The 11,936-nt window shown below is 72.4% G+C and carries 9 protein-coding genes and 1 pseudogene; 6 read left to right on the plus strand and 4 right to left on the minus strand.

Annotated elements, in window-relative coordinates; all coding sequences use genetic code 11:
* Positions 1-20: 20 nt before the first annotated feature.
* Both ACSNOH_RS17355 and ACSNOH_RS17360 read right to left on the minus strand, forming a co-directional pair.
* Positions 21-698, minus strand: coding sequence for a response regulator (locus ACSNOH_RS17355; protein ID WP_436722254.1), 678 nt, complete (start codon positions 696-698; stop codon positions 21-23).
* Positions 695-2,335, minus strand: coding sequence for an ATP-binding protein (locus tag ACSNOH_RS17360; protein WP_436722255.1), 1,641 nt, complete (start codon positions 2,333-2,335; stop codon positions 695-697). Before ACSNOH_RS17360 ends, ACSNOH_RS17355 begins: the two co-directional genes overlap by 4 nt.
* Positions 2,336-2,573: 238 nt before the next feature.
* Here ACSNOH_RS17360 and ACSNOH_RS17365 point away from each other — a divergent pair, with 238 nt between their 5' ends.
* The 3 genes from ACSNOH_RS17365 (at position 2,574) to ACSNOH_RS17375 (ending at position 5,453) form a co-directional block, all read left to right on the plus strand.
* Complete coding sequence (locus tag ACSNOH_RS17365; RefSeq protein WP_436722256.1) at positions 2,574-3,410, plus strand: ABC transporter ATP-binding protein; 837 nt, start codon at positions 2,574-2,576, stop codon at positions 3,408-3,410.
* Between the two features lie 37 nt (positions 3,411-3,447).
* Positions 3,448-4,269 (plus strand): ABC transporter permease, encoded by an 822-nt coding sequence (locus ACSNOH_RS17370; RefSeq protein WP_436722262.1) that lies wholly within the window; start codon positions 3,448-3,450, stop codon positions 4,267-4,269.
* 125 nt (positions 4,270-4,394) lie between these two features.
* Complete coding sequence (locus ACSNOH_RS17375; RefSeq protein WP_436722257.1) at positions 4,395-5,453, plus strand: ABC transporter substrate-binding protein; 1,059 nt, start codon at positions 4,395-4,397, stop codon at positions 5,451-5,453.
* Here the strand turns inward: ACSNOH_RS17375 and ACSNOH_RS17380 are convergent.
* A complete protein-coding gene (locus tag ACSNOH_RS17380) occupies positions 5,437-6,393 on the minus strand; it encodes a sucrase ferredoxin (RefSeq protein ID WP_436722258.1) in 957 nt (318 codons plus the stop codon). The two genes, ACSNOH_RS17375 and ACSNOH_RS17380, sit on opposite strands and share 17 nt — an antisense overlap.
* 113 nt (positions 6,394-6,506) lie before the next feature.
* Between ACSNOH_RS17380 and ACSNOH_RS17385 the strand changes: the two are divergent.
* Together ACSNOH_RS17385 and ACSNOH_RS17390 are read left to right on the plus strand one after the other, a co-directional pair.
* A pseudogene (locus ACSNOH_RS17385) lies at positions 6,507-6,632 on the plus strand (citrate/2-methylcitrate synthase); the annotation flags it as partial.
* Positions 6,633-6,649: 17 nt separating this feature from the next.
* Positions 6,650-7,735 carry a CobW family GTP-binding protein gene (locus ACSNOH_RS17390; RefSeq protein ID WP_436722259.1) on the plus strand — a complete coding sequence of 362 codons (1,086 nt, stop codon included), beginning with the start codon at positions 6,650-6,652 and terminating at the stop codon, positions 7,733-7,735.
* Between the two features lie 92 nt (positions 7,736-7,827).
* On the opposite strand, the gene ACSNOH_RS17395 is transcribed toward ACSNOH_RS17390, so the two are convergent.
* The gene (locus ACSNOH_RS17395) at positions 7,828-10,284 is read right to left on the minus strand and encodes a DNA gyrase/topoisomerase IV subunit A (RefSeq protein ID WP_436722260.1); all 2,457 of its coding nucleotides are present in this window, start codon (positions 10,282-10,284) and stop codon (positions 7,828-7,830) included.
* A gap of 238 nt (positions 10,285-10,522) precedes the next feature.
* Here ACSNOH_RS17395 and ACSNOH_RS17400 point away from each other — a divergent pair, with 238 nt between their 5' ends.
* The gene (locus tag ACSNOH_RS17400; RefSeq protein WP_436722263.1) at positions 10,523-11,875 is read left to right on the plus strand and encodes a M16 family metallopeptidase; all 1,353 of its coding nucleotides are present in this window, start codon (positions 10,523-10,525) and stop codon (positions 11,873-11,875) included.
* The last annotated feature ends 61 nt before the right edge of the window (positions 11,876-11,936 follow it).

The following is an 11,936-nucleotide window of genomic DNA, read 5'->3' on the forward strand; positions in this document are numbered from 1 at the left end:
GGGCGAGGAAGGCGCGGGGGTCAGCGCCCTGTCCACGCGTACCGGTGCTCCGGGCGGCCGGTCTCCCCGTACTTGAGGGTCAGGCTCAGCCGCCCCGACTCCTCCAGCCGCTTGAGGTAGCGCTGCGCCGTGGAGCGGCTCAGACCCGACCGGGCCGCGACCTCGTGCGCGGACAGCGGGGACGCCGCGTCCGAGAGCACCTGCCGTATCAGCTCGGCCGTGGGCGCCGAGTGCCCCTTCGGCAAAGGGGTGCTGGTGGCGGCCGTGCGCAGCGTGCCGAAGATCCGGTCGACCTGGTCCTGCCCGGCCTCCTTCGCGTCGTCGAGAGTGCGGCGCAGCTGCGCGTACGCCTCCAGCTTCACCCGCAGCCCGGGGAAGGCGAACGGCTTGACCAGGTACTGCAGGGCCCCGTAGCGCATGGCCGCCTGGACGGTGGCGACGTCGCGCGACGCCGTCACCATGATCACGTCGGTGAGGTCGCCGCGCTGCCGCAGGCGGCGCACGAGCCACAGGCCGGTCTCGTCCGGGAGGAAGTGGTCCAGCAGCACCAGGTCGATGCCGCCCTTCTCCAGCACGGCCATGGCCTGTGCCGCGTTGTGGGCCTTGGCGGCGACGCGGAAGCCGGGGACCCGCGCCACGTACGCGGCGTTGATCTCGGCGACGCGGAAGTCGTCGTCCACGACCAGGACATCGATCATTGTTCACCCCTTCGAGTGAGCTGCTTGGGCTGCGGTGAGCGCAGTGCCTCGGGCAGCTCCACGGTGAACACCGCGCCGCCGCCCTCCCGTCCGCCCACCCGGACGGAGCCCCCGTACCGCTCGGCCAGCCGGCGCACGAGGGAGAGGCCGAGCCCGCGGCGGCGGTGCGGGGCGGCCTCCTTGGTGGACCAGCCGTCGGTGAAGACCAGTTCGCGCGCCGCCTCCGGCACGCCGGGGCCGTTGTCCGCCACGCGGACGACGAGCGTCTCCCCGACCGCCCGCAGCTCCGCCTCCACGAACGGCGGGCCGGCCGCCCGGTGGGATCCCGCCGCGTCCAGGGCGTTGTCCACGAGGTTGCCGAGCACGGTGACCAGGTCGCGCGGGTCCACGACCCGGTCGGGCAGCCGGGTCGCCGGGCTCACCCGCAGGGCCACGCCGCGCTCCGCCGCGACCGCGCTCTTGCCGACCAGCAGGGCGCTCACCAGCGGGTCGCGGACCCGCTCGGTGACCTCCTCGGCCGTCGCCCGGTGCGCCCCGGTGACCTCGGCGACGAAGTCGGCGGCCTCCTCGTGCAGGCCGAGCTCCAGGAGCCCGGCGATGGTGTGCAGGCGGTTGGCGTGCTCGTGGTCCTGGGCGCGCAGGGCGTCCGTCAGGCCGCGGGTGCCGTCGAGTTCGCGGCGGAGCTGCTCCAGCTCGGTGCGGTCGCGCAGCGTCGCCACGGTGCCGCCGCCGGCCGTGTCCCTGCGGTTGACGACCAGCACCCGGCCGTCGCGGACGGTCAGCAGGTCGGTGCCCGTCACCCGGCCGGCCAGCACGTCCGTCGTGCGGCCGGGCGGCAGGACGCGGTCCAGGGGGTGGCCGATGGCGTCCCGGCCGATGCCCAGCAGGCGCGCGGCGGCGTCGTTGACGAGGCGGACGCGGCCGCCCCGGTCGAGGGCGACCACGCCCTCGCGGATGCCGTGGAGCATGGCCTCCCGCTCGTCCAGCAGGGCGGAGATCTCGGTGAGTTCGATGCCGTGGGTGCGCTTGCGCAGCCGGCGGGAGACGGCGATCGCGGCGATCGCGCCGACGCCGAGGGCCGCGCCCGCGTAGGTGAGGATGTCCGGCACGGCCCGCAGCAGCAGGGCGCGCACGTCGTCGTAGGCGATGCCGACGGAGACGGCGCCGACGACGGCTCCCTCGCCGTCGCGCAGGGGCACCTTGCCGCGTGCGGAACGGCCGAGGGTGCCGCGCGCGATGCCCGTCCACTCCCGGCCGCCGAGGACGCTGCCGGGGTCGGTGCTGACGTGCTCCCCGATCCGCTCGGGGACGGTGTGGGAGTAGCGGATGCCGCGGGTGTCGACGACCACCACGTAACTCGCGCCGGTCGCCAGCCGGATGCGCTCGGCATCGGCCTGCACGGGCCCGTCCGCAGAGGGCGGCCCGGCCAGCAGGCTGTGCGCGATGCCGGGCTGCGCGGCGGTGGCCCGCGCGATGGCCAGGGCGCGGTGCTCGGCCTGGTCGTCGAGCTGGGTGGCCAGGGGAGCGAGGAAGAGCCCGGCGGCGAGCCCGGTGACCCCGGTGATGATCAGTAACTGGACGAGCAGCACCTGGGCGAAGACGCGGCGCGGCCAGCGGGGTCTCCAGCGGGGGCGCATGCGGGTCCCCCTCCTGCCGGTCGTCGTCCTCGGTGCCTTCGCGTACGTCTCCGGCGTCATCTTCCGTGGCGCCTTCGTCGCTCTTTGTTGTTCTACCGCGAGCAAAACGAGCAGAACAGGGTTCGTGCACTCAAGCCGCACAGCGCTCACAAGGCTGTCTGCGCGCCACGGGCCGCATCTAGCCTCCAGCACCGGCCAGCACCTTGGCCGGAAACCTGCACAGGAGGAGGCGGCAAGCATGATCAGTGGCACCCCGCCGGGCCGCGCTCCGGCGATCGAGCTGCGCGGCGCGAGCAAGGTGTTCCGCACGCCGTCGGGCGCCTCGCACACCGCGGTGCGCGATCTGGACCTGGCCGTGGAGCAGGGCGAGTTCGTGGCGGTGGTCGGCCCGACGGGCTGCGGGAAGTCCACCACGCTCACCCTGGTCAGCGGCCTGGAGGAGCCCACCGAGGGCGAGGTGCTGGTCGGCGGCGAGCCGGTGGCCGGGATCCGGCCGGAAGTGGGCTTCGTCTTCCAGCAGGACGCCGTCTTCCCCTGGCGGACGGTGCTGTCCAACGTCACGGCCGGGCCGCGCTTCCGCGGCGTGCCCAGGGCCGAGGCGCGGGAACGGGCGCGCGACTGGCTCGGCCGGGTGGGTCTCGCGGCCTTCGCCGACCGCTATCCGCACCAGCTCTCCGGCGGCCAGCGCAAGCGCGTCGCGCTCGCCCAGACCTTCGTGTGCGACCCGGCGATCCTCCTGATGGACGAGCCCTTCTCGGCGCTCGACGTGCAGACGCGGGCCCTGATGTCGGACGAGCTGCTGGAGCTGTGGGGCGGCTCCCACGGCGGGCGCGCCTCCGTCGTCTTTGTCACGCACGACCTGGAGGAGGCGATCGCCCTCGCCGACAAGGTCGTCGTGATGACCGCCGGGCCGGCGACCGTCAAGCAGGTCTTCCCCGTACGGCTGCCGCGGCCGCGCAAGGTCGAAGCCGTGCGCCTGGAGCCCGAGTTCGTGGAGATCTACCGGGAGATCTGGTCCTCCCTCGGCGAAGAGGTGCGCATCACGCGCGAGAGGGGTGCGTCCCGTGTCGCTTGAGTCCGCCGAGTCCGTGGGCGCCCCCGCCGCCCTGACCATGAGCCGTTCCCTGACGCGCGCGAAGGCCGTGCGGCAGCGCAGGCTGGCGGTGTACGCGGCACGGGTGCTGGTGCTCGCCGTCGTGCTGTCCGGCTGGGAGTTGATGGCCCGCAACGACGTCATCGATGTCTTCTACTTCTCGATGCCGTCGAAGATCTGGGACCAGATCGTCCAGTGGACGCTCCACGGCACACCGCAGGGCTCGCTCGGCGAACAGATCTGGTACACGCTCTACGAGGCCCTGCTCGGCTGGGTACTGGGCGTCACGGCGGGTGTGGTGCTCGGCATCGCGCTCGGCCGGGTGCGCTTCCTGGCCGACGTCTTCAGCCCGTACATCAAGGTGCTCAACGCGCTGCCGAGGATCGCTCTCGTGCCGGTCTTCCTGATCCTGTTCGGGCTGGGACCGGCCTCGAAGGTCGCCTCGGCGGTCGTCCTCGTCTTCTTCCCCGTGTTCTTCAACGCCTTCCAGGGCGCACGGGAGGTCGACCGCAATCTCGTGGCCAACGCCCGCATCCTGGGTGCGAGCAACCGCCGGGTGACGCTGCAGGTCGTCATCCCCTCGGCCACCTCGTGGATCTTCACCAGCCTGCACGTCAGCTTCGGTTTCGCGCTCATCGGCGCGATCGTCGGCGAGTACATCGGTGCGGCGAAGGGGATCGGCCTGCTGGTCTCCGCGTCGCAGGGCACGTTCAACACGGCGGGCGTGTACGCCGCCATGGTCATCCTCGCCGTCGTCGCCCTGCTCGCCGAAGGGCTGCTGACCTTCGCCGAGAAGCGGCTCTTCCGCTGGAAGCCGGGCGGGTCCGGCGGGGCGGAGTAAGGCACGCCGCCCCGCGCACCCCCACCGTGTTTCCCGTTTCCCCGTTTCCTCATTTCTTTCCTCGCACCCCCCCAGTCCCGCACGTCCTGTTCGTCCCTGCGAACCACCGACCGTAAGGAACAGCGATGCGTACGTTCAGCAAGACCGCCGGAGCCCGTGCGGGCGCCGTCGCGGCGGTGATGTGCCTGACCGTGGCCGGGTGTGCCGACGAGAACTCGGCGAACAAGCCGAACCCGGCGCTCGAAGCGGCGAAGGGCGACGTCATCAAGATCATGGTCGGCGGCCTGGACAAGGTCATCTACCTGCCGGGGGTCCTCACCCAGCGGCTCGGCTACTTCCAGCAGGAGGGCATCACCGTCGAACTGCTCACCGAGCCCGCGGGCGTGCAGGCCACCACGGCCCTCGTCTCCGGCGACGTCCAGGGCGTCGTCGGCTTCTACGACCACACGCTCGACCTCCAGGCGAAGGGCAAGCAGGTCGAGTCCGTCGTTCAGCTCGCGCAGACGCCGGGGGAGGTCGAGGTCGTCTCCAAGAAGGCCGCGGGCGAGCTGTCCTCGCCCAAGGACTTCAAGGGCAAGAAGCTCGGCGTCACCGGGCTGGGCTCCTCCACCGACTTCCTGACGAAGTACCTGGCGGTGAAGAACGGGGTGAAGGTCAGCGACTTCACGCCGGTGGCCGTCGGCGCGGGCCAGACCTTCATCTCCGCGCTCCAGCAGGGCTCCATCGACGGCGGGATGACCACGGACCCGACGGTCGCGCAGATCCTCGCCAAGGACGCGGGCAAGGTGCTCGTCGACATGCGCACCCCCGAGGGGGCGCGGGCGGCGCTCGGCGGCCTCTACCCGGCGTCCAGCCTCTACATGAACACCAGCTGGGTCGACAGCCACAAGGAGGTGGTGCAGAAGCTCGCCAACGCGTTCGTGAAGACGCTGGCCTGGATGTCCGAGCACACCCCGGAGGAGATCGCGGCCAAGATGCCCGCGGACTACGCCAAGGCCGGCAAGGACCTCTACGTCCAGGCGGTCAGGAACACCCTGCCGATGTTCACCAAGGACGGCGTGATGCCCGAGGACGGCCCCAGGACGGTCCACGAGGTGCTGAAGTCCTTCAACCCCGAGCTCAAGGGCGCCAAGGTGGACCTGCGGAAGACCTACACCACGGAGTTCGTCAAGAACGCGGGCTGACCGCACCCGGGCCGCCGGGTGCCTCTGCAGGGGCGTCCGTACGGAGGGGAGTGACGGATATGACGTCCATCCGTGCGGGCATGCCCGGGGCCCGGCCGCAGCTCTCCGGGCGGGCCGGCTCCGCGGCGCCCTGTTCGACGGCCACCTGCCAGGACCGGCCGTCGGCGTGGGCGACGGTGACCGACCAGTGCGGGGCCGCGCCCTCGGTGCGCGTCACGTCGAGGGCGTCCGCGCCCTCCTCGCCGGTCAGCTCGCGCACCGCCAGCTCGGCCGCCTGGGCCGGGCGCTCCCAGGCCGAGCGGCCCCGGCAGTCGCCGGTGACGATCCGGCGGTCGCGCACCGCCTCCAGGACCTCCTTCACGCCGTGGGCGGTGACCCTCCCGTACGCGTAGCCGTACGGGAGGACGAAGAGCGTGGGCGAGAAGCGGTGGCCGCCGATGTGGGTGACCTCCCACGCCTCCGCCCCCGACGCGGCCAGTTCGGCGGCGAGGGGGCGGCCCAGCAGGGCGCAGCAGCGGTCGCGCTTGCCGTTGGTGCACACGAAGACCAGCGGATCGCCCTCGTACGGCTCCCAGAGGCCGCCGTGCTCCCCGGCGCCGAGGGCGGCGAAGTCCAGCCGGGTCAGGTCCGCCGGGTCGGCGATTCCGGCGGTGCGGATCCAGGAGCGGCCTGGGGCGGTGTGCGCGGCGAACACCCGGTGGACGCCGGGGCGGTGACAGTCGGCGTGCCGCCCCGGGCGGCGGATCAGCGCGATCCGCACGCCCGTGCCCTCCGCGGCGGCGTCCAGCGCCTGACCGACGGCGGGGTCGAGGTGGCTCGCGGTCAGCGCGTCCGCGCCCCAGGGACCCGGCTGCTCGATCAGCAGCCACGTCCGCGCGGTGGCGGCGGTGCCGGCCAGGGGCTCGGCGAGCTGGCGGGAGGCGGTCGCGCACGTACTCACAAAGGCAAGCCTAACCTGAGTTGTCGCGGATCGTATGACGGGACGCCCGGGACGGCTGAAGTCCGCGGGGTGGCCGGAATGCGACCTTCGGACCGGCGGCAGGGCGGGTCCGCGCGGCCCGCGTCGCCCGCCGGAGGGCCCATATCCTGGAGCGGGCGGACGACGCGAAGATCATCCGCCCGGCGGCCCGGTACCCGGGCCCGCCCCCGCCCCAGCCGGTCCCCGCCGCGCTCGACTGACGATGGAGGCGCCCCCCGTGGCCAAGCGACAGATCCCGGTCATCGTGCTGGCAGGATTCCTGGGATCGGGCAAGACCACCCTCCTCAACCACCTCCTGGGCAGGAGCGGGGGCACCCGCATCGGGGCGGTCGTCAACGACTTCGGCAGCATCGAGATCGACGCCATGAGCGTCGCCGGGCAGGTCGACTCGATGGTCTCGCTGGGCAACGGCTGCCTGTGCTGCGCCGTGGACACCAGCGAGCTCGACGGCTTCCTCGACAAGCTGTCCCGCCCGGCCGCCCGCATCGACGTCATCGTCATCGAGGCCAGCGGGCTCGCGGAGCCGCAGGAGCTCATCCGGATGATCCTCGCCAGCGACAACAAGGACATCGTCTACGGGGGGCTCGTCGAGGTCGTCGACGCGGCGGAGTTCGAAGCCACCCGCGCCCGCCACCCCGAGCTCGACCGGCACGTGGCCATCGCCGACCTCGTCGTCCTCAACAAGGCCGACCGGATCGGCGACGAGGCCCGCCGCGGCCTCCTGGACACCCTGGCGGAGCTCAGCCCCGGCACGCCCGTCGTGCCGGCGTCGTACGGGCGCATCGACCCGGAGCTGCTCTTCGACCGCAAGCCGCGCGAGGAGGACACGGCGGCGGTGCGGCAGCTGTCCTTCGAGGACCTCCACGCCGGCGACGAGGACGAGGGGCACGACGGACATGACGGGCACGACCACGCCTGCCACGACGGCTGCGACCACAGCGGGCACCTGCACGCCGCCTACGAGAGCGTCGAGTTCGTCTCCCCGGAGCCCGTGGACCCGCGGCGGCTGATGGAGTTCCTCGACAGCCGCCCCGAGGGCCTCTACCGCATCAAGGGCTTCGTGTACTTCGGCATAGCCGGGCACAAGCACAAGTTCGCCGTGCACGCCGTGGGCGACTTCCTGCGCTTCTACCGCTCCTCCTGGGCCCGCGCCGAGGAACGGCTCACCCAGCTCGTGCTGATCGGCCGGGGAGTCGACGCGGGGGCCCTGCGGGCCGCCCTGGAGCGCTGCCGCGTCCCCGCGGGGGAGCCCCTCGCCGAGGAGCACGCCATGTGGGGAGTCCTGCGCTACGCCCAGGCCTGACAGGGGCGCCCAAGCCTGACGGGGGTGCACAGGCCTGACGGGGGCGCCGCCGCGCGGGCGGCCCCCCGGTCCTGCTGCCTGCACCGGGCGGCTTACACCGGGCCCGCCACCGCGGCCACCGGCTTCGCCAGCGGCGTGCCCGAGCCGTCACGCCGCGGGTCGGCCTCCGGCAGCTCCACCGGCGCCCCCTTGGCGTCCGCGGCGCGCGCCGGGGCCGCACCCGCCCAGGCCATGACCAGGCAGTCCTCGCCCTTCAGGAAGCGCTGGCAGCGCACGCCGCCCGTCGCCCGCCCCTTGCGCGGGTACTGATCGAACGGCGTCAGCTTCGCCGAGCCCTCGGTGGCGCCGCCCATGCCGCCCCGCGCCCCGGCCCGGGAGAAGACCACCGCGTCGGCCGCCGGGTCGATGGCCGTGAAGGAGATCACCTTCGCGTCCGCGGACAGCTTGATGCCCGCCATGCCGCCCGCCGGACGGCCCTGCGGACGCACCTGCGAGGCCTGGTAGCGCAGCAGCTGCGCGTCGTCCGTGATGAAGACCAGGTCCTCCTCGCCCGTCCGCAGCTCGGCCGCGCCGACGATCCGGTCGCCGTCCTTGAGGGAGATGACCTCCAGCTCGTCCTTGTTCGCCGGATAGTCCGGGACCACGCGCTTGACGACGCCCTGCTCCGTGCCGATCGCGAGGCCCGGCGAGGACTCGTCCAGCGTCGTCAGGCAGACGACGCTCTCGCCGTCCGCCAGGGTCAGGAACTCCGACACCGGCGCTCCGCCCGCCAGGCTGGGCGCCGCCGCCGTCTCCGGCAGCTGCGGAAGGTCGATCACCCGCAGCCGCAGCAGCCGCCCTGCGGAGGTCACCACGCCCACCTCGCCCAGGGCCGTCGCCGGCACCGCCGAGACGACCACGTCGTGCTTGACGCGCTTGGCCTCGCCCGCGGCCGGCGGGAACGGCTCGCCCGTGGCCGTACGGGCCAGCAGGCCGGTGGACGACATCAGGGCGCGGCACGGGTCGTCGGCGACCTGCAGCGGCACCGCCGACGCCGGGGCGCCCGCCGACTCCAGCAGGACCGTACGGCGGTCCGTGCCGAACTTCTTCGCCACCTCGGCCAGTTCGCCGGAGACCAGCTTGCGCAGCTCGGCGTCCGACTCCAGGATCCGCGTCAGCTTCTCGATCTCCTCGGTGAGCCGGTCGCGCTCGGACTCCAGCTCGATGCGGTCGAACTTCGTCAGCCGGCGCAGCGGGGTGTCGAGGATGTACTGCGTCTGCACCTCGGAGAGGGAGAAGCGGGCGATCAGGGCCTCCTTGGCCTGCGCCGCGTTCTCACTCGATCGAATGATCCTGATGACCTCGTCGATGTCGAGGAGCGCCACCAGCAGGCCCTCGACCAGGTGCAGCCGGTCGCGCCGCTTGCCGCGCCGGAACTCGCTGCGGCGCCGCACCACCTCGAAGCGGTGGTCGACGTAGACCTCCAGGAGCTCCTTGAGGCCCAGGGTCAGCGGCTGGCCGTCGACCAGCGCGACGTTGTTGATGCCGAAGGACTCCTCCATCGGCGTGAGCTTGTAGAGCTGCTCCAGGACGGCCTCGGGGTTGAAGCCGTTCTTGACCTCGATGACCAGGCGCAGGCCGTGGGCGCGGTCGGTGAGGTCCTTCACGTCGGCGATGCCCTGGAGCTTCTTCGAGCCGACCAGGTCCTTGATCTTGGAGACGACCTTCTCGGGGCCGACCGTGAAGGGCAGCTCGGTGACGACCAGGCCCTTGCGGCGGGCCGTCACGTTCTCCACGGAGACGGTGGCGCGGATCTTGAAGGTGCCGCGGCCGGTCTCGTACGCGTCCCGCACGCCGCTGAGGCCGACGATCCGGCCGCCCGTGGGCAGGTCCGGGCCGGGAATGTACTTCATCAGCGTGTCGAGGTCGGCGCCCGGGTGCTTGATCAGGTGCCGGGCGGCGGCGATGACCTCGCCCAGATTGTGCGGCGGCATGTTCGTCGCCATGCCGACGGCGATTCCGGACGAGCCGTTGACCAGCAGGTTCGGATAGGCGGCCGGGAGCGTGACGGGCTCCTGCTCGCTGCCGTCGTAGTTCGGCGCGAAATCGACCGTGTCCTCGTCGATGGACTCCGTCATCAGGGACGTGGCCGACGCCATACGGGCCTCGGTGTAGCGCATGGCGGCCGGCGGGTCGTCATTGCCGAGCGAGCCGAAGTTGCCGTGACCGTCGACCAGCGGGACGCGCATGGAGAACGGCTGCGCCATGCGCACCAGGGCGTCGTAGATCGAGGCGTCGCCGTGCGGGTGGAGCTTGCCCATCACCTCGCCGACGACGCGGGCGCACTTCACGTAGCCGCGGTCGGGGCGCAGGCCCATCTCGTTCATCTGGTAGAGGATGCGGCGGTGGACCGGCTTGAGACCGTCGCGCGCGTCGGGCAGGGCCCGGGAGTAGATGACGGAGTAGGCGTACTCGAGGAAGGAACCCTGCATCTCGTCGACGACGTCGATGTCGAGGATGCGCTCCTCGAAGTTCTCCGGCGGCGGGGTCTTCGTGCTGCGGCGGGCCATCGCGGCTGCGGCTCCTTCGATCGATTGCCGAGGCAGGGTGCTGACGCGGACCATTGTGGACCGCGCCACTGACAACACCGGACACGACCCGTCCGTAAGGGGGCACCGCGCCGGGAACTTCGCCGGATGTCAGCGCGCTTGCATACAGTGACAGCACTGTTCATCACGCGAGCCACCGCGCACGAGTCGTCGCGCACGGGCGCGAGATTCACAAGCGATCGAAGGGACGTACATGCCCATGGGTCACACGGCCACGCAACAGGCCGGTACCGGCGGCCTCACAGCGACCGAGCACCGCCTGGCCAACGGCCTGCGGGTGGTGCTCTCCGAAGACCACCTGACCCCGGTCGCCGCCGTCTGCCTCTGGTACGACGTCGGCTCGCGCCACGAGGTCAAGGGCCGCACGGGCCTCGCCCACCTCTTCGAGCACCTTATGTTCCAGGGCTCGGCCCAGGTCAAGGGGAACGGCCATTTCGAGCTGGTGCAGGGCGCCGGCGGCTCCCTCAACGGCACCACCAGCTTCGAGCGCACCAACTACTTCGAGACCATGCCCGCCCACCAGCTGGAGCTGGCCCTGTGGCTCGAGGCCGACCGGATGGGCTCCCTGCTCACCGCCCTCGACGAAGAGTCCATGGAGAACCAGCGCGACGTCGTCAAGAACGAGCGCCGCCAGCGCTACGACAACGTCCCCTACGGCACGGCCTTCGAGCGGCTGACGGCCATGGTCTTCCCCGACGGCCACCCCTACCACCACACCCCGATCGGCTCCATGGCCGACCTGGACGCGGCCTCCCTGGAGGACGCCCGCGCCTTCTTCCGCACGTACTACGCCCCGGGCAACGCCGTCCTGTCGGTCGTCGGCGACATCGACCCCGGGCAGACGCTCGCCTGGATCGAGAAGTACTTCGGCTCCATCCCCGCGCACGACGGCAAGCAGCCCCCGCGCGACGGCACCCTCCCCGACATCATCGGCGAGGAGCTCCGCCAGGTCGTCCGCGAGGAGGTCCCGGCGCGCGCCATGATGGCCGCCTACCGCCTCCCGCAGGACGGCTCCCGCGAGGCCGACGCGGCCGACCTGGCCGTCACCGTCCTCGGCGGCGGCGAGTCCTCCCGGCTCCACAACCGTCTCGTCCGCCACGACCGCACCGCCGTCGCCGCCGGCTTCGGCCTCCTGCGCCTCGCCGGCGCCCCCTCGCTGGGCTGGCTGGACGTCAAGGCCTCCGGAGGCGCCGAGGTGGCCGAGATCGAGGCCGCCGTCGACGAGGAGCTGGCCCGCTTCGCCGCCGAGGGGCCGACCCCCGCCGAGATGGAGCGCGCCCAGGCCCAGCTGGAGCGCGAGTGGCTGGACCGGCTCTCCACCGTCAGCGGCCGCGCCGACGAACTGTGCCGCTTCGCGGTGCTGTTCGGCGACCCCCAGCTCGCCCTCACCGCCGTGCAGCGCGTGCTGGACATCACCCCCGAGGAGGTGCAGCGGGTCGCCCGGGCGCGCCTGCGCCCCGACAACCGCGCCGTGCTCGTGTACGAGCCCACCGAGAGCCCGGCCCCCGCCGCCGACGAGAACGCCGACGCAGAAGAGGAGACGGCCAAGTGAGCGACGCCGTGGCCGCTGACCAGCCTTCCATGGAGTTCCACCCCCGCCCGCAGGCCGGCCC

This window comes from Streptomyces sp. URMC 127 (assembly GCF_051386535.1).
GTDB lineage: Bacteria > Actinomycetota > Actinomycetes > Streptomycetales > Streptomycetaceae > Streptomyces.